9 protein-coding genes are annotated in these 19,036 nt (G+C 67.5%); 1 reads left to right on the top strand and 8 read right to left on the bottom strand.

The features are described 5' to 3' along the window. Nucleotides 1-29: 29 nt before the first annotated feature. From KIH77_RS04850 to KIH77_RS04815, 8 genes are all read right to left on the bottom strand, one after another. On the bottom strand, nt 30-1,337 hold the full coding sequence (locus KIH77_RS04850; RefSeq protein WP_219099977.1) for an MFS transporter: 1,308 nt from the start codon (nt 1,335-1,337) through the stop codon (nt 30-32). Nucleotides 1,338-2,479: 1,142 nt separating this feature from the next. Next, entirely contained in the window at nt 2,480-3,826 is a 1,347-nt protein-coding gene (locus KIH77_RS04845; RefSeq protein ID WP_219099976.1) for an MFS transporter, read from the bottom strand. Between the two features lie 139 nt (nt 3,827-3,965). Next, nucleotides 3,966-8,045, bottom strand: a complete 4,080-nt coding sequence (locus KIH77_RS04840; protein ID WP_219099975.1) for a UvrD-helicase domain-containing protein — start codon at nt 8,043-8,045, stop codon at nt 3,966-3,968. Further along, nucleotides 8,042-12,523 carry a PD-(D/E)XK nuclease family protein gene (locus KIH77_RS04835; protein WP_219099974.1) on the bottom strand — a complete coding sequence of 1,494 codons (4,482 nt, stop codon included), beginning with the start codon at nt 12,521-12,523 and terminating at the stop codon, nt 8,042-8,044. The genes KIH77_RS04840 and KIH77_RS04835 overlap by 4 nt, the downstream gene beginning before the upstream one ends. 91 nt (nt 12,524-12,614) lie before the next feature. Beyond that, the gene (locus KIH77_RS04830) at nt 12,615-13,664 is read right to left on the bottom strand and encodes a serine hydrolase (RefSeq protein ID WP_219099973.1); all 1,050 of its coding nucleotides are present in this window, start codon (nt 13,662-13,664) and stop codon (nt 12,615-12,617) included. 24 nt (nt 13,665-13,688) lie between these two features. After that, nucleotides 13,689-14,909, bottom strand: a complete 1,221-nt coding sequence (locus KIH77_RS04825; RefSeq protein WP_219099972.1) for a zinc ribbon domain-containing protein — start codon at nt 14,907-14,909, stop codon at nt 13,689-13,691. 166 nt (nt 14,910-15,075) lie between these two features. After that, on the bottom strand, nt 15,076-16,383 hold the full coding sequence (locus KIH77_RS04820) for a zinc ribbon domain-containing protein (RefSeq protein WP_219099971.1): 1,308 nt from the start codon (nt 16,381-16,383) through the stop codon (nt 15,076-15,078). 39 nt (nt 16,384-16,422) lie between these two features. Continuing rightward, entirely contained in the window at nt 16,423-17,364 is a 942-nt protein-coding gene (locus tag KIH77_RS04815; RefSeq protein WP_219099970.1) for a zinc ribbon domain-containing protein, read from the bottom strand. 240 nt (nt 17,365-17,604) lie between these two features. Between KIH77_RS04815 and KIH77_RS04810 the strand changes: the two genes are divergently transcribed. After that, nucleotides 17,605-19,017, top strand: coding sequence for a serine/threonine-protein kinase (locus KIH77_RS04810; protein WP_219099969.1), 1,413 nt, complete (start codon nt 17,605-17,607; stop codon nt 19,015-19,017). Nucleotides 19,018-19,036: the final 19 nt, after the last annotated feature.

The raw sequence follows: 19,036 nt of genomic DNA, 5'->3' as shown, positions 1-19,036 counted from the left end.
CTGGGTACCAGTATGGCCGAAGACCACGATTAGTCGCGGTGGAAGCGCCGGCGCAACACCGTCATGGTGCGCGGCAGCATGACGGTGAAGGCGATGAGCCCGAACGCCCAGAGCGGGTATTGGATGAGCACGGCCACGCGCATCACATGGTCGGTGTACAGGCCGGGATCGGTGGCGCCCTGCGCGTCGAGCATGAGTCCGACGCCGAGGAACACGATGGCAGAGGAGAGGAATCCGCCGGTGTTGGCGAATCCTGTGGCGGCGCCGAGGTTTTCGGGACGGTTGGTGTCACGGGCGAAGTCGAAGGCGATGTTCGAGGCGGGGCCGCCGCTGGAGATGGCGAGCAGCAGCACCCACATGAACCATGCGGGATGCGGTCCGGGGGTGAGCAGGAGTATCGTCCAGCAGACGATCTGCGCGCCGACGGTGGTGTAGACGATGGCGGCGCGGCCGTGGATGGGGTGGAGTCCGGCGACGCGGCCCATGATGAGTGCCCAGGCGACGTTGATGACCATGCCGATGGCGAGGTAGGCGCTGGCCTGCGCCTTGGACCAGTGTTCGACGGCGAGCAGGAACGGGAATCCCCAGAGCTGGTTCATCATGTTGATGGAGAACCATGTGGTGGCGTGCACCCAGAATCCGCAGAAGGTGCCGGGGGTCTTCACCGCGGCGCGCAGGCCGTCGAGCGCGGCCCTCATGCCGCCTTGGGGCCGCTCGTGCCGGCGTCCGCGCTGCCGGGGGTCGTCGCGTACGCCGAGGAGCACGCAGGATGCGATGCATATGCCGACGCCGGTGAGGGAGAGGAAGGCCGCCTGCCAGCCGGTGAGGTCCAGCAGCCAGACGAACGGGTAGATGGAGATGATCTGCCCTATGCCGCCGAGCATGGAGGTCAGCTGGTTCATGAGCGGCACCTGGGTGAGGGGAAACCATGCGGAGACGAGTCGGATGACGGAGATGAACGTCATGGCGTCGCCCATGCCGACGATGCCGCGGCCGATGATCGCCAGAGGGGTGATGGGCGCGACGGCCATCATCATCTGTCCGAACGCCATGAGGAAGCCGCCGCTGGCGATGAGCTTCCGCGCGCCGAACCGGTCGAGCAGCACGCCGGCCGGTATCTGCATGATCGCGTAGACGAACAGCTGCAGGTAGAGGAACATCGACAGCGCGGTGCTGGTGGTGTGGAAGTGTTCGGCCGCGGTGATGCCGGTGGCCGACATCGACGACCGGCAGGTGACGGCGAACACGTAGCCGAGCATGGCGGCACCCCATATCGCGTACGCCTTCGCGCCGCCCTTGCGCGTCACGCCCGCGGCAACGCTCGTATTCTGCTCCATACGCCCATCCTACGCACGCGATGTGGCCGATCATCGTTCGTCGTTTTCACCGTATTGCGGTTGTTCGCCGATTTCACCGCGAACAAGGGGTCTTCACCGGCGTGTTGCGTCCGATTTCGACGAACAACCGACAATCGCGGTGAAAACAGTGACGGACGAGACGGGACTACCGGCGACGCCAACGCCGGGCGAGCGGCTCCGGAACCGATACACGTGGCACGCCGGCCAACTCAAGCTTGGTACGCAACGTCCCGTCGAACACCTCGGCCATGGTGGTGTGGATGGCCACGCAGGACGGACTCCCCTCCGTTCGCGCTCCGTCCGTCGACATATTCAAGCACCAGTACGGCATACCGGATCCCCTTGCGATGCCCATATGATCGGAAGATGTCACGGATATGCGCGATGTCGGTCGGATACCGGCGAAGCGACGTATCCAATATCGCCAACGCCTGTGGAAAATCCAGATACCGAATGCAGTCGAACAGCGTCTCCGGCAACGACGTGACCTGCATGCCGTCGTATGGCAGCGAGGTATATCGTCTCCGGTAGTGGAAGCGGTATCGTCCGCCGGCACCGTTGCGCCTGCGTCGGCCGTCGACGATATGGATGGATTCGCACACGGACATCGAATCGGTGAGTCCCCATACCGCCGCGGCGGAAGGACCGCAGTATGTTCGTCCGGGATGGCACAAGGCATCGGTCCGCAACACATGCAGTATCCGTTCCCGATACGTCAGACTTCGCCAATACCGTGGCTCCGCATAGAACTTCGGAAAAGGGGAGATGAGGTCCCCGACCTGCAATCGTCTCCGCAGCCGTTTGCGTTCCGCATCGTCGCGACCATACATGCACCGTCGTTCCCGATGTGACCTGTCGACGAGCCGGTCCACTGCCTCATTGCGTCTCATACGGCAACCATATATGCGTTCGCACGGGCGCAGACGGATGCTACGGTGATGTGAACGAACGGACCACCCTCGCCTCATGAATGTGGATAACCGCCACCGATCATCGTTCGCCGTTTTCACCGTATTGCGGTTGTTCGCCGATTTCACCGCGAACAAGGGGGCTTCACCGGCGTGTTGCGTCCGATTTCGACGAACAACCGACAATCGCGGTGAAAACGGTGACGAGCGCGATTATCGGCGGCGACGGCGGGCGAGCAGCCAGGCGAGGGCGGCGAGGGGCACGGAGCAGGCGGTGGCGGCGAACGGGATCCACATGCCGGCATGGGGGCCGAAGGCGTCGAGCACGACGCCGGCGACCGACGAGCCGAGGGAGACGCCGACCGAATTGCCGGTGTTGAGCCATGAGAGCCCCTCGGTCAGGGACTCGTCGGGCACGATGTCCTTGACGATGAGATTGCCGGTGGCGAATGACGGGGCCACGAACAGGCCGGCGAACACCTCGAGGATGCCGAGCACGACGAGGTTGTCGGCGCTCAGGCGGAATCCCACATACCATACGGACAGCACGGCGAGCAGAATCACCATGTGGCTCCAATGCGACCCCTTGAGCCGCAGCGAGCCGAACACAAGCGCGCCGACGAGCGATCCGACGGCGAACAGGGCCAGCTGCAGGCCGACGATCCTCTCCAGCCCCATGGATTTGGTGATGGCCGTCACCGACACGTCGAACGCGGAGAAGCTCATGTTGAACGCCACGAACACGAGGACGAGCAGGGCGATCCCGGGGTACAGCAGCGCGCTCCGCACGTGGCGGCGGGTGCCGATCCTGCGCGTGGCGACGCCGTCGCGGACGTTGCCGCCGTCCGACACCACGCCGCCCTCGCCGCTCTGCGGCACTTCGGCCGGTGTGGCAATCACCGGCGGCTGCGTGGACTTCAGCGAGAAGAACGCCATGCCGCCGCACAGCGCGCACAACGCCGGCACGACCAGCTGCGAGACGGGATGCACCGATGTGGCGAGGAACGCGGCCAAAATAGGCCCGAGCACGAACACCGTCTCGTCGACGGCCGATTCGAAGGCGTAGGCGGCGTTGAGGAGCGTATCGTCCTTCTCGCCACGCAGGGCCCACGCCCACCGGGTGCGCACGAGCGCCCCGAACGCGAACTGGGTGACGCCCATGAGCACGGCCAGCACGAACAGTGTGGGGATGGGGACGCGCAGCAACGCCCCCAAGGCGAACGACAGCATGGCCACGACCTGGAGCATGAGCGCGACGCGGCCGACGCGACGCTGTCCGAACCGGTCGAACAGTCGCGCGTAGAACGGCGTGACCACCGCGGCCGACAGCACGTACACGGCGCTCATGGCGCCGGCGGTGGTCCAGTTGCCGTAGATGTGATTGAGGGCCAGCACGATGCCCAGCCCCATCATCGAGATGGGCAGCCTGGCCACGGCGGCGGCCGCGGAGAACGCCTTGGCCCCGGGGGTGCGGAAGATGATTGCGTAGGGGGAACGCCGCCTGCCCGACGGGTTCCTGCGGATGGTCTGGCGCGATGCGTTCGGCTGCGAATTCGACATAATCGTTTCCTCGGATGCGATCATACGGATGAGTCGCCATCGAACCAGCCGCCCCGCGTCCAATCCGATGGGCAGGGATTCCCTCCGGACGGCCGTCGTACGCGACGCGTCCGTATGGGGCGGCCTGGCTTCCGCTCGCTTAGTCGTCGTCCGACTGCGGGGGTATGCCGCCGTCGAGTTCGCCGATGATCTCGGCCTCCTCCTTGGGCAGGGCATGCAGTTCTCGCGCCCCGGCGTCGTCGACGCTGAGGTAGTACAGCGTGGCGTCGATGCTGGCCAGCGGCACTCCCTCGATTCGCGACAACAGTAGCCGATACATGTCGAGCTGGGCAAGTCTGTTGGCGATGTCCTGCGTGTCGTGCGGCTTGCGGCCGGTCTTCCAGTCGACGACGGTGAACCGTTTGGACGGGTCGTCCTGGTCGAGCCCGCCGTGGAACACGGCGTCGAGCTTGCCGTTGATGATGCGGCGGCGACCGTCGGGGCCTGTGATGGCGGCGACGATGGACCGTTCCGCCCATGCGGCGCGACGCGCCGCCCATGGCGATTCGATGAGCCGTCGTTTCCAGACGAGCAGTCGGCGGTCGGACGGCGTCGCCGAATCATCCGATGCCGACGCCGCCGCACGGACGTCGTCGATCATCGCGGCGCGCGACGCGGCGATGTCGTCGCGCATCGACATGGTCATGGCGTCGCCGCCATCGGGACAGATGAACCGCGCCGCCCAGTCGTGGAAGATCGTGCCCGCCTGCGCGCTCGGCGAGGCGATGCGCGGAATCGGCCGGACGATGCCGGCCCAGAGCCGGCGTTCGGCCTCCGGATCGTCGTGATGTTCCATCGCCGACGAACGCGCCTGGATGGCGGTGACGTTCTGGCGGCCGGATGCGAGGATGCGTTCGCCTTCGGCGCGGAGCCGGGCGATGCCGTCCGGTTCCGCATCGCCGTGGCCCCGCTCCCCCGCCAGACCGGATTCGACGAGGCGCCGGGCGTGGGCGAGCAGGGTGCCGTCCAGCGCGGCCCCGGGGTTTCGGGTGTTTTCGGGATTTTGGCCGTCCGCGGGTTCCGAGGCGGCGCGCCGTCGTGCATGTTCCACCGCCTGCGCGCTGCGGCGCAGCGCCGCCGATACGGTGGCGTCCAACGGCCGTGGCCAGGGCACGTCGCCCTCGTCATCGCCGTCAGTGTTCGGAAACAGCCATGCCTCGCCGACAACCGCGTTCTCGTATTCCCGCGCATGGTCGCCGATGAACAGGCCCACGGCCGATTCCGGCAGCGATGCCGCGACGCCGTCGGCCTTCGGGTCCACGTTCGACGGTCGGCTGACGGCGTCGGCGTGTGTGGCGAACGCCTCGTGCACCTCCATCCAGAAGTTCGAAGCGGTCTTCTCCGCGTCCAGCGGCTTGGCATCGTCGTCGGGGACGCATGCCATGTCGCCGCACGAGCTGAAGGTGAGCAGGGCGTCGTACCGGGCGCGGGTGAGCGCCACGTACATGAGCCGCCGCTCGTCGGCATGCAGCCGCCGGCCATACTCCTCCTCCTGGCTGAGGAAGCGCGCAGACCGGTCGGCGGCAGAATCTGAGTCAGGGACTTCGGGTGCGAACGCCTCCGCCGCCACGCGTTCGGCCGTGCCCATCGCATCCAACGCGGCCACGGGATCGGATGCGATGTCCATGTCGTGGGGGAAGCGCGGCAGGATCGCCGCATCCACGCGCATCGGGACCGGCACCGCGGTGGGGTTCATCAGCCAGGTGCGGGCCGTCTCATGGTATTCCGGCGGATCCCAGACACGATGGCCATCGGACGACGTGACGACGCCGCCGAGGCGCTCCCCGTCGATGCCGACGTTGAGGTTATCGCCCTGCGAGCTCGGGAAACCGCGCTTTTTGAGTCCGACGACGGCGACGGCATCCCATTCGAGGCCCTTCGACTGATGGATGGTCATCAGAGTGACGCCGGCCTTGCCCGAACTCATCCCCTGCGACGCCTCCGGCACCGTGCCGAGGGCGTCCACCCAGGACACGAATCCCCGCAGGGACGGGGCGATGCCGTCGGGCAGCTCCTGCAGGTAGGTGTTCGCCAAATCGATGATGGCGTCGATGGATGCGCGCGCGTCGGTTGGGTTGCGGCCGGTCCCGCCGGACATCGACTGGGCCACGACGCAGTCGATGTCGAGGCCGAGCGCCTCGACCGCCACATGGAGGACGTCGGCGAGCGGACGATGCGTGGCCGATTCGACGGACCGCAGCATGCGCGAGACCTCGACGAGCAGCGATACGCCGCGGCGGGAGATGCCCGCGGCGGATTCCAGCAGCCGCTCCACGCCCTCCGTCATGAGCAGGTCGGCGAGGAACACGCCGTTGGGCACGTCGTTGCGATGGGCCTTGACGACCGCCGGCCATTCGCCGCGCGGCTCGTCGCCGGATGCCAGACCGGCCTCGACGAGCGCACGATACCGGTATTCGAGGTTCCTCCGGTCGGCGAGCGCGGCCACGGCCTTGAGGTCGTCGGCGCCGAGGGCGAAGCGCGGCGTGGCCATGAGCCGCATGAGCGCGGCGGTGTCGGTGTGGTCGGCCACGGCGTGCAGTAGGGCCATGAGGTCACGGATCTCGGGTCGTTCGAGCAGCGCGGAGTATCCGACGACCTCGCAGGTGAGTCCGGCCGTTTCCAGCGCGTCACGATAGAGCGGCAACGGGATCTTGGAGCGGAACAGCACGGCCACGTGGGTGCCGGGTCTGCGCTCGCCGGTCGTGGCGTCCACGCCGTGCAGGGCGATGGCCTGGCGTACGAACCGCACCACGGCGTCGATCTCCTGGCCGAGGTTCGTGTAGCCTTGCACGCCGAGGGTGCCGAGAGGGGCGTCGTCCATGGGGTGCAGGGGCGTCACGTCCACTTCGCGCATGAGCGAGCTGCCGGGTCTTCCGGGGGCGCGTCGGAGCGGGATGGTCAGGTCGTTGGCGGCCTCGAGCACGATGCGCGAGTTGCGTCGGGTCTGCGAGAGCGCGTACGGGCGGCGATGCTCGTCCATGTCGAAATCCCGCTGGAACATGCGGAACGCGCCGGGGCTGGCGCCGCGCCAGGCGTAGATCGACTGGAACGGGTCGCCCACGGCGTTGACGGCCGTGTGCGGACCGTCGGCGTCGTCGCCGTGTTCCACGTGGAACAACGCCGCGAGCAGCGTGGCCTGCGTGGTGGAGGTGTCCTGGTATTCGTCGAGGAACACGTGCGAGTAGCGACGCCGGTATTCCTCGCCGATGGAGGGGAACCGTCGCACCAGCTGGAACGCGGCGATGGTGAAGTCGCTGAATTCCGCCATGTTCGCCTGCCGCTTGGCCGTGTGGAACTCCTCGGCCAGGGTGAGCAGCAGTTCGCGGCGTCGTGTGGACGCGAGCAGCCTTCCGCAGTGGTGCAGCGCGAGCTGGTGCGTGGCTTCGCGGCATCGCGCCTCGTATTCGGCGAGTTTCTTCGCGTAGCTTTCGTCGGTGTCCTTCTTGAGCCGCCGCGGCGGTCTGCCCGTCTTGGGTTTCTCCGACGGCACCGGCTCGTCGCCGATGACCGCCGTCAGCCGTGCGACGAAGGCGCCGTCCCATCGGCGCACCCGTTCGACGGCGTCGTGGAAGGTCATGACGTCGCCGCCGATCATGGCATCCGATATGGCGTGGGAGAGCGTCATGAGCTGGCCGGTGAGCGTGGGGAACGCGCCGAGATCCGCACCGTCGTCCACGGTCGGCGCGGAATCATCCGCGGAATCATCCGCGGTGTCGTCGTCCGCGCCGAACAGCGTGGTCATGTGCCTGCCCACCACGTCGCCGGCGAGCTGATAAGCGCCGGCCTCGCTCAGCGGCTGCGTGTTCTGGTCCATGCCGACCAGCAGCCCGTATTGCCGCACGATGGATTGGAAGAACGCATCGTAGGTGAAGATGTCGGGTTTGAGGAACGCCCGGTCCGGATCGTACGCATCGCCGGAACCGTCGGACGTGCCATGCGTCTGTGCCGAATGCTCCATGACGGCGGCGGAGACGCGGGACAGCAGTTCGGAGGCGGCCTTGCGGGTGAAGGTGAGCCCGAGGATGCGCTCGGCGGGCACACCGCGTTCGATCAATGAGATTATGCGACGGGTCATGGTGTAGGTCTTGCCTGATCCCGCGCCGGCCACGACGAGCACGTTCTCTCCGGCGGGGGCGTTGATGACCGCCGCCTGTTCCGCAGTGTCGGTGAATGTTGTCATGAACGGACCTCCAGTACGGATGTGATGTCGTCGGCGCAGGCGGGGCAGCTGTCCTTGTGCCAGCAGCCGCCGACGTGTGCGGGGTCGGGGTGGGCGACGAGCCGTCGGGATTCGACGGCGCCCGCCGCGTAAAACACTCGGGCGACCATGGTCAGCGCCCACATGGTCTGCGTGCCGCGTTCTCCGAGAAGCCGCCGCCAGGCCGTCTCGCCGATGCCGGCGGGTCGTGCGGCGGGCAGTTCGGGATCGTCGAACAGCCGGGAGAGCGCGGGGACGCCGTTGCGCGCCAGGAACGGTTCGGCATTGAGATGCCCGTCGTGGAACAATGCCGGCTGGTGGCATCCCTCGGGTCCGGAACGGTGGGAGGGGCACGCGTGTTCGGCCACGAAGAACAGGCCGGATTGTGCGATGTCCGGTAGGTCGGCGGCCATCCGCCGTTCCTTCGTCTCGTCGAAGACGAGTCCGAGCTGATAGCATACGAGCTGCAAATCGCTGAACGACTGCTTGGCGGTCCTTCCGCGGCCGGTCTTGTAGTCGATGAGTCGTATATGCCGTGTGCCATCCGGCAGTTCGCGTATCTCCTCGCGGTCCATGCGCCCGGAGATGCGGACCGTCAGGTCGGGGCTCATGCCTTCGGGCCAGCCTCCGACGAGCGTCCCTATCATGGCGTACAGGTCGCCGCGGCCCACCGGCTCGGCGTCCGGGACGGCGTTGTAGGCGGCGACGATGTCGTCAAGACTGAATCGTGCGACGAACGGCTTCTCGCATTCGGCGCCGACCAGCGTGCCGACCTCCACGGTCGCCTTCCGCGACGACGCGTAGGCGACGTCGTTGCTGTCGACGAAGTATTCGGCGATGTGACGGAGCAGTCCGGGGGCGGAGCGGTCCTTGCGCAGGGCGGCGTATCGGTCGGCCACGGTGACGGCGTCGTCGGGGTCGATGCGCAGTTCCCGGTAGAGTTCCATCATCCGCTCGTGAATCATGCGCACGGCGTCGTCACGCATCAGATGCTCCCACGTTCCCGGCAGGTCGAGACGCTCCGCGCTGGCGCGTTCGGCCACGGCGTGGATGACGGTGCCGAAGCCGGACGCCACACCGGACGACCGCGGGCCGGCGAAACGGTTGTCCATCAGCCAGCAGACCGGACAGTTCCAGATGCCGTCCACCGCGGACGGCGACAGGGTGACGACGGTGTCGCCGTCGGCCCCGTCCGCGGCGGCACGCTCCTTCGACGGGACGCCGGTGGGTATGGCGTCGATGGAGAATACGGCGGCCTTGTCGTCGCCGTCGTCGGCATCGTCGTCGATGTCATCATCAACGTCGTCATTATCAACGTCGTCATTATCAACGACATCATCGTCGACCGTTCCAGGAACGTCGTGGAGGAACGGCCAGTGCGCGGGATCGGCCTCGTCCACGCCGTGCCCGGCGAGGTAGGCGAGCGTCCTCGCGGCGTCATCCGCCGCCGCGGCATCCACAATGTCGTTGTCCACAGTGCCGTCAACCACAGCGTCGCCGTCCATGACATCGTCGTCGCGGTATCGACGCGCGAGGATGCCCCGTGCCGCGGCGACGATGCCGCGCACGTTGTATTCCAGTCCCGCATGGTCGCCGTCCCGGCCGACGTCGGTGTATTCGGGCTCGTCGAGGCGGGAGAACCGTTCCGGCATGAACCCGTACAGGAAGTCCGACGGCATATGGTCGTCGTCGAGGACCGCGCTCACCTGCACACGGACCGTGGCACGGGTAAGCGCAACGAGAAGGCTCTTCTTCTCGCCGTACAGCACCGCCGCCATGCGTTCGGAACGGCCGGGCGCGAGGTCGGCATGGTCCGTCGCGCCGATTCGGCCGTGCAGCATGACGTCGGCGAGATCCTCCGTGCCGAACATGGTGTTGCGGGCGGCGAGGTTCGGCCATACGCCCTGCTGGAGCGCGGGAAGCCACACCAACGGCCAGGAGCGGCCCACCGAGCCGGCGGGCGTGGTCAGGGTCACCGCCTGTTCGACCGGCTTCACCTGCGCCAGGGAATCGGCCTCGATCTCGAGGTCGCGCACCTGGTCGATGAACGAGTCGACGTCGCGGCGGGCGCCACCGGATTCACTGAACTGGAACAGCCGCATGGCCGCGTCGAGCCGGTCGTTCGCCGCGCGTCCGCGTTCGGTGTTCTCCAAGGCGGCGCGCTGCCATCGTTCGGCGACGCCAGCGGTCTGCCAGGCCTGCCACAGCACGTAGCGGGCCTCCTGCCGCGGCAGCGTGCGCATCGATTCGGCGAGCTCTCCGACCATGGCCCATACCCGCTCGAAGGCCTCGGCCTCGGGCGAGACGAACGATCCGCGCGTGCCGAGCACGGCGTGGACGGACCGTATCACCCGTTCGGCGCCATCCCCGCCTTGGGCGAGCAGCAGGAGCATGGCATCGGCGTTGAACGCCATGGGCTCCGACGGATCGTCGGCCGCGGCGGGATCGGCGTCGGACGGCGCATTCCCGAACAGCGAATCGTCGACGGTGACGCCGTCGTCATGGCCGTGGCGCCGCGTCTCAAGCGTCGCGGATAGTTCATCCCATCGCCGCATCATGGTGCGTAGCGCGGCATCATCCCCATCCTGCGGGACGGCTCCGTCCGTCAACGCCTCCTCGTCCCGTACGTTCACCGCCGTGACCCGCGCGAGGGATTCCAACGCGCGCAACGCCGCGGTCAACGCCCCCACACGCACCGGACGCTCCGCGGCGTCCGGACCGCGCCGCACCGTGACCAGCGGCCCGGAGAGCAGCGTGCGCAGCCGCGAGCGCACCATGCCCGCGAGCGCCCGTTCCCCCATCGGCTGTGACGCGAGTCCCCGCAGCCGCAGTTCGGCCAGTTCGACCATGGCGAACAGGCCCTGGACGAACGGCTCCTCCTTCAGCGGCCGGGTGACGGTCGAATACCGTACCGGTACGCCTTCACGCCGCAGCCGTTCGCCGTAGACGCGCACGGTGGCGTTGTCGTGGGCGATGACGGCCATGTCGTTCCACGACCGCGATTCGGCCATGTGGGCGTGCATGATGTGCCAGACCACGTCGTCGAGTTCCTCGCCGGCGCTGCGGTACAGCGCGCAGGCGACGCTGCCGTCGGCTGCGGCCGTCTCCGTTTCGGGTGTCCTTGCGATCGGCAGCGAGCCGGCGAGCCTTGGCATCTTGCCGGGCCGCTGCTGCACGGGCAGCGGATTCGGCTCCACCGAAAGGATGCCGAGGGATACGCGTGCCGTCACGATGTCGCGGTAGGTGGCCTTCGTGTCCGGTTCGTCACCAGGCGTGTCGTCCGCCGTATCGTTCGGCGTGTATGGCCGCAGCGTTATGGCGAGCGCTCCCAAACGTCCCAGGGCAAGATCGTTCACCGTTGCCGTGGCGCCGGCATCGGATACGGGATTCTCGCCGTCGAGGGGGTTCTCGACGGACGGGGACTGCGTGACGCGTTGGAACAGCATCTCCGGGTAGGAGCCGCGGAAGCCCTGCACGGCCTCGTCGGGATTGCCGACGAGCACCAATGCGCAGCCTCGACGTCCGAGCTCCTGGAGGAACGCCATGCCGGCGAGCGTCATGTCCTGCGCGTCGTCGACGACGACGGCGCGGGGGATGTCGCGTCCGTCGGCGTCGCGGACGGCGGCCGTGCCCGCGACGAGCAACCGGGAGGCGTCCAGACGGTATTCCCCGGGGTATGCCCCGCGGATCGCGTCCTCGTATTCGCCACGCAGCGCGAAGGCGAGCCTCCATTGGGCCGCGAGGCGTTCGGCGCGCGCTCCGGCGACGCCGTCGGCATCGGCCAGGGTCCCGATGATGGCGTCTTCCCTGTCCGGAGTGGCCCCAAGCTCGTTCATTCGGGCGATGATGTCGCGCAGCTGGTTGATGAAGGCGTCGCTGATGCCACGCGTCAGCAGGGCGTCCGAGGTTGCGGCGGCCGCGTCGTCGTTGGCGGCGGCACCGTTTCCGGTCGTGGACTCCCCTTCCCCGCCGGAGACCAGGCCGGTCCAGTTCGAGGCGGCGAAATAGGCGGCGAGCAGACGGCATGTGTCGCAGGGGTCCCCTGCGCGCACATGGCCGATGTGGTCGGCGAGCACTTCACGCAGGAGCGAATCCTGTTCGGCGCCGTTGAGCAGTTTCGGACAGGTCAGCCCCTGTTTCGACCGCACGGCGGTGATGATGCGGAACGCGAGCGCCGACAGTGTGGTGACCGGCCTCGCCTGCGAGGTGACGCCCATGCGCGCGATCGCCTCGTTGCCGAGACGGTCGGCGGCCACGCGGCCGGATACGGTCATGACCGCCGCGGATTCGCCGAATTCGTCGAGCGCCGTCATAAGCGCGTCGAGCGCGAACGTGGTCTTGCCGGCCCGGGGCGCGCCTCCCACGAGCAACGCATGCGTGATCTGCCCATCGTCGCGGGTGAGCAGTCCGGTATACAGTCGTCTTGCCAGACGCAGCGCCTCGTCGTGTCCGTATTCCATCAGGATGCCTTCCGTGTCGTGTGTTCCCCACTGTATCGTGCCGTGCCATGGGACGGCCGCGGGCCACGACACGCGTGTCCGACGGGCCCGGTTATCGCAGCGTCGCCCACACGGTGCCGGAGAGCTCGCGGATCTGGGACTGGGCGGTGCCGTTGTCGACGTTCTGCGTCATGACGGTCATGACGTAGTCGCCGCTGTGGTCGGCGGCCGTGCCGTAGACGATGGCGGCGTCGTTCTCCGTGCCGGGAATCTCGCCGGTCTTGTTGGCCACCTTGGTGCCGCTGGGAAGCCCGGCGGGGATTTTCAGTCTCCGCTGCTGTCCGAGCAGCAGCGCCAGCATCTTCCGGCTGTATTCCCGTGAGACCAGCTGGCCACGGTACACCTTGGCCATGAACCGTCCGGCGTCTTCGGCCGACGTGTGCTTGAGGCTGGAGTCGTGGGTTCCCGAATCGTAGAGGAGGTCGTTCATGGCGGTCTCGTCGAATCCGTTGGCTTTGGCCGTCCGGTTGACGATGTCGAAGCCCTTTGTGGCATCGCCGTCGCCGAGTGTGGTCACGAGCGTGTTGGTGGCGTCGTTGGAGCTGACGGTGATCATTTCGGTGAGCAGCGAGTCGATGCCCATGTCCTCCTTGAGCGTCCCCTGCGCGATTCGCGTGTAGACAGCGAGCATGACGTACAGTTTGATGACCGAGGCCGACGGCTGCCGGTGATTGTTGACCGAGACTGCGGCGCCGGTGGTCATGTCCTCCACGTAGACCGACCATGTGCCGCCGTATCCTGCCGTCTGTCGTTCGATGGTGGTCCTGAGCGCGTCGAGCTGGCGCTGCTTGGCCTGTTTGGCCGCCGAGGCGGCGGTCTGCGCGGACTTCGACGCGGACGGGGATGACGATGACGTCGAATCGGATGACGTCGGCGACGCGGCCTCGCGGTTCAGCGAGGCCTGCGCGGAGGAGACCGACGACGATGCGGCGGCCTCGAGGGCCGCGGACCGGCGGTGCCGCACGACCGTGACGGACACCGCGGCGAGCAGCGCCATCACGACGACGACCACGACGACGATGGGCAGCCATCCGCGCGTGCGTCCGAGGGCGTCTTCGGCATAGCTGCCGGCATGACGCGGGTTGTCGTTCTTCATGTTCATGCGATGTTCACACGCCGACGCCGGTCACAGCTCGGAGTTCACTTCGGCCATGATCTCGTTGGCGAGCTGTGCGGCCACGCCCTGGCCCTGGCTCTGCGTCATCACCGCGATGCCGACCGTGGCGCCGGACGACGTCTTCATGGTGATGAAGTAGTTGTACGCGTTCTTGATGCCGCGGCCGCGGTGGCCGTAGATGGTGGCTCCGGACGGCGCGTACACGCCTTCGGACGCGAGGCTGTAGGTCATCAGGCCGGTGCCGCCGGTCTGGTCGACGGCGATGAGCATCCTCGCGGCGTCGGACGGGGACGTGTAGTTCTCGGCGCCGTAGGACGACGAGGTCACGTCGCCGAAGGCGCGCTCGAAGTCGGTGCTGGAGTATCCGGCGCTCGACAGCCACGAGTTCAGCGCCGACCGGCCGCCCATGGCGCTGATGGCCGAGTTGCCGTAGCTGTTGTTCATGCCGCGCATCATGGCGTCCGCATAGCTGATGGCGCTTGAACCGCCGCCGTTGTGCGCCGCGAGGTACACCGGCAGGTACAGGCCGGAGGCCACGAAGCGGCTGTTGGCCTGGGCCGAGTTGTAGGAGTCGCCGCTGGACGGCACCACCGAGACGGCGGATGACGAGTATTTGTTGACGATGGCGTCGAGCTTGCTGGAGTTCAGACCGGTCTTCGCCGGCGCCTGCTGCGTCACCGTGGGCGTGGATGACGGCGACGTCGTGACGGTCTTGGTCTCCGTGGGGGCCGGGCTGGCGGTCGTCGTCTCCGTCTTCGTGGGGGCGGACGACGACTGTGATGCGCTTGACGAGGCCTCGCTCCTCGGGCCTCCCGAATAGGCGTAGACCACACCGCCGCAGACCATCAATGCCACGATGAGCGCCGCGCCGATGACGATGATCGGCAGGTTGCGTTTGTCGGAGAACCAGGCCTTGAACCCGCCTCCCCGGCCGCCGTTCGGGGGCAATGCGGCGGCGGCCGTCTGCCCGCCCGCCGGCTGCGCCGCGTTCGTCGGGACCGTCGGAATCGACTGGGTGGGCTGCTGCGAGGAGGACGCCTGCATGGGCGAGGGGGCCGGCACCGGCTGGACCGGCATCTGGATCGAGGGCAGCACCTGCTGCTGGCCGCCGTCGCGGATGATGGTGTCTTCGGAGCCGATGTCGGCGGGGCCGTTCGTCGGGGTGCCGCACTGGGTGCAGAAGTCGGCGTCATCGGGCAATTGCTCGCCGCAGTTGGAGCAATAGATCATTGTTCTCTTCCTTACGTTCCTCTGTGTCCTCTATATGGGCGCATACAGGCGTTCCGGTGTGTCCCGCCCCACGGCGGCGCGCACCGTCCGCCACGCACTGACTTCATCGTAGTCCCCCGATGAAAACTGCGGTAGTCGGCATCCGTCCACGACGGCCCATGCCCGCTCATTCCCCGTCGGCGCTGTCGTCGTTGGGGATGGTGACGGTGAGGTTCTCGTTCTCCAGGGAGAACGTCCCCCGCAGCGTGCCCGAATCGGTGGACGATCCGTTCTCCCATGGCCGGTCGGCGTAGTCCCGCCGCTGGTAGGTGATGGTCGTCCTGATGGTGGCGGTGGTGAACGTGCCGGTCATGATGTCCACGTCGGCGAGCTCCGGCGTGCCCGAGACGGTGCGTGTGATGCCGGTGTACGCGGTGGACGAGCCGGTGAAGTCGCCATTGGAGAACCCGCAGCCGCTGACCGCCAGCGCGTTCGACGACGTGCATTCGTCCACGCGCTGCCTGACCTTGTCGAGGATGGCTTTCTTGAGTTTGTCGCTGGCCTTGGGGATGAGGTAGACGGTCCTGGACGGGTCGGCGATGGTCGCCTCGTCGGAGGTCACGTACGCCGAGTCGGCGATGTCGACGTGGTATACGGCCGGATATGCGGGGACGGAGTACTGGGCCATCTCGCCATAATCGACGTTCGGATCGGCGTCGGACGGCGTGGCGGCGTTGTCCTTGGCCGTCGAGGCCTTCGACAGGTCGATGTCGACGCCGTTGACCGAGACGTTCGACATGGTCTTCGGCACGGCGATCTTCAGCGTGACGGTCAGCGGCGAGACGACCCTCCATGAGCGGAACAGCAGCAGGCGGCGGCCGTCCGGCACGACCGCCACGCGGCCGGTGCGGCGCACGCCGCCGGCCGAATACGTGACGTCGGCCTCGTATCGTCCGGTGGAATCGTCCTTCCGTGCGGCGGAGACCTGCACGTCGGTGATGCGGTTGTTCACGTTGGATGCCACCTGGCTGACGAGGAGCGCACGGGCGTCGTCCTTGACGTCGGGCATGGCCATGCCGTTGGCCTGGTCGAAGTCGCCGTCGGCCAGGACGGCCATGTATTCGTTCACCGCATGGCGCGCGGAGAACACGGTGGCGGCGAGGGTGAAGAGCACCGCGCCGAAGATGACGGCCACCGCGGCCACGGTGAGCAGCATGATCGTCCGACCCCGTCCGGCCTCCTGCACATCCGGCATGGAGGGGACGGAAGCCTTCCCGTCACGGGTGGTGTCGTCGGCCGGGTCGGAGACGTCGACGATGGAACGGACGCCCGGCATCGGCACCGCGGACGGGACGGCGACGGGGTTCTGCGGCTGCGGGAGGGGAAGCCGGCTGCCGCAGTTGATGCAGTATTGGGTGCCGTCGTCGTTGCGCTCGCCGCAGCCGGTGCAGAATATCATCGTCGCCTCTTCCATGCGCCCCGCCGTCGAGGGCATACGTCTCCAGTGTACGGGCCGCTCATGGCGTGCCGGGCGTCAGAGCGCGGACGAGACCGCGCCGACGACCCCGGCCACCGCGAAGATCGCGAAGAAGATGCCGAGGATCAGTCCGCTGAGCAGCATCGCGAAGATCCACATCCACGTCTTGTCGATCTTGCGCGCGTTGACGCCCTGGGCGATGATGGCGGCCGGCATCGTCATCAGGAACGAAACGCCGAGCATGAACAGCGCGGCAGAGAGGAAGACCAGTCCCGACCCGATGAGCGCGAACAGGAACGTGACGAGGTTCAGCGCCATCATGGGCATGGTCTTCTGCGCGATCTCGGTGTGCAGCGCGGCGAACGGGATGCGCTCGCCGAACATCCTGCGCCCCATGAAGCAGATGAGCACGACGAGGTACAGCAACGCGGCGAACAGGATCCACGACTTGAACAGCTCGGCGAGGGAGACGCCCGGGGAGGCGATCTGCGGGGTGTACGACGAACCGCCGGTCAGGCTGCTCAGCAGGCCGTTGCCCACGTTGGCCGCGGCGCTGACGGCCTTGCTCTGCCACATGTAGACGGTCAGCGCCATGAGGAACGCGTTGCACACCAAGGGGATGATGGCCCACCAGGTCTGGGTGGCGTACCGCCGGGACGGGTGCTTGAACGACTCCCACAGCCAAGTGAAGAACGCACCGGACGAACCCGGCTGCGCCGACGCCGGGACGGGCTGCTGCTGGGGCTGGGGCTGGGGCTGAGGCGCGGGAGCCGCCTGCGGGGGAACCTGGAAGTGGGGCTGGGCCGGCTGTCCGGCCTGGGACGCCGGGGTCGGAACCGGGCCGGGAAGGGGGACGGAGGGGGACGGCGCCGCGGGCTGCTGAGCCGTGGGCTGCTGAGCCGCATCGACGGGCACGTTGTCCGGGAACCGGTGGCCGCAACCGCGGCAGAACCTGGCCCCCGTGGGGTTCTGCTGTCCGCACTGATCGCAAATCTTCATGGATATTCTCCTTCTCTGGTACACAGCCATTGTAAGGTCCGTGGCCCGAAATGTCCGGGCATGCCCCCACGAACCGCCGGCCACCGGCACCGTGTCAGCGCCTTGGACGGAACGGACCGTGTTCCGCCCGGCCGCTAGGATGCTGGGAAGGGAGCCGGACGATTCGCGGTCGATCGCCTCATGGTCGGGACGAAACGCCGCCGATACGCACGCTGCCAACATGTATTAAGGGGGTCGGTCATGAGCGTGAACGTGGAACCACCGGTGCTGGAAGGGTATGACTTCATCCGCACGCTGGGAGCGGGAGGCACGGCCGCCGTGTTCCTCTACCACCAGCGGGTGCCGAACCGCCTGGTCGCCGTCAAGATCAACGAGACGCCGCTCGCCGACCGCAACAGCCGCAACCGGTTCCGGTCCGAGGCCAACTTCATGGCCCAGCTCTCCGAGCATCCGTACATCCTGTCGATCTACGACGCCGGCATCACGCCCGGGGGTCGCGGCTACATGGTGCTCGAATATGCGCGGGGCGGCAGCTACAAGGACCTTTCCCGCTCGAACCAGCTGCCGGTGGACCAGGTGCTGACCGTGGGCATCGACCTGGCGAGCGCCCTGTTCACCGCGCACAAGCGGGGCATCATCCACCGCGACATCAAGCCGAGCAACGTGCTGATCTCCACGCAGGGGCTGCCGGTGATCGCCGACTTCGGCATCTCGTCCACGATCTACACGACGCGCGGCGCGAAGGGGTTCTCGATCCCCTGGGCGCCGCCGGAGGTGCTCACCGGACGTTCGGGCGGATCCGAAGCCACCGACATCTATTCGCTGGGCGCGACGCTGTTCGCGATGCTGGTCGGCCGTTCCCCGTTCGAATACGGGTACAAGGTGAAGGACACCCGCGAGCTCGCCCAGGTGATCGTGGACGAGGACCTTCCCCGCATCCGCAGGGCCGACGTCCCCAAGGAGTTCGAGAAGGTGCTGCGTCGGGCCATGAACAAGAACCCCGACGCCCGGTACTATTCCATGCTCGAGTTCGCGCGCGACATGCAGCGGGTGCAGCAGCAATGCTATGGGCATCAGACCCCGGTGACGGTGGAGGACGTGCCGCCGTACCTGCCGCAGCAGAGGAGACGCGGCAGGCAGGCCACGGACGCCGCCGGTCCCGCGGCCCCGCAGCCCCGCACGTGGGTGAGGCCGTTGGCGATCGGCGCGTCCATCGTGGCCGCGGTGGCGGTCATCGCCGCGCTGCTGGTGTTCGTGGTCATGCCGCGTCTGGATTCCGCACGCGGCGCCGACGGCACGCAGGTGGTGGGGGACGACGCGAAGGGATTGGACTCGCATGACGACCCATCACCGGGATTGGGCGCCACCGCCGACAGCGACGTGCCGTCGCCGACCGGGCTGGCCGGCACGCTGCAGGACGGCACCGCCACGTTCACCTGGACGAATCCCGACCCGCAGAACGGCGACAGGTACGCATGGAACCGGGTCGGCTCCGATTCCGCGCAGTCCGACGCCACGTCGTCGTTTGTCGACAGGCCCACGGTGAGCATCGACGGCGTCACCGACGACCAGGTGTGCATCCAGGTGAGCATCGTGCGCGCCGACCGGCAGATGTCCACCACCCCCGCCACCGCATGCGCGGTGCGTAAGTAGCTTTTACGACGCGCGTCGT

The organism is Bifidobacterium pluvialisilvae, from assembly GCF_019331695.1.
Lineage (GTDB): Bacteria > Actinomycetota > Actinomycetes > Actinomycetales > Bifidobacteriaceae > Galliscardovia > Galliscardovia pluvialisilvae.
The sequence above is the reverse complement of the archived record's forward strand: the minus strand, read 5'-3'. Positions and strand labels throughout refer to the sequence as shown.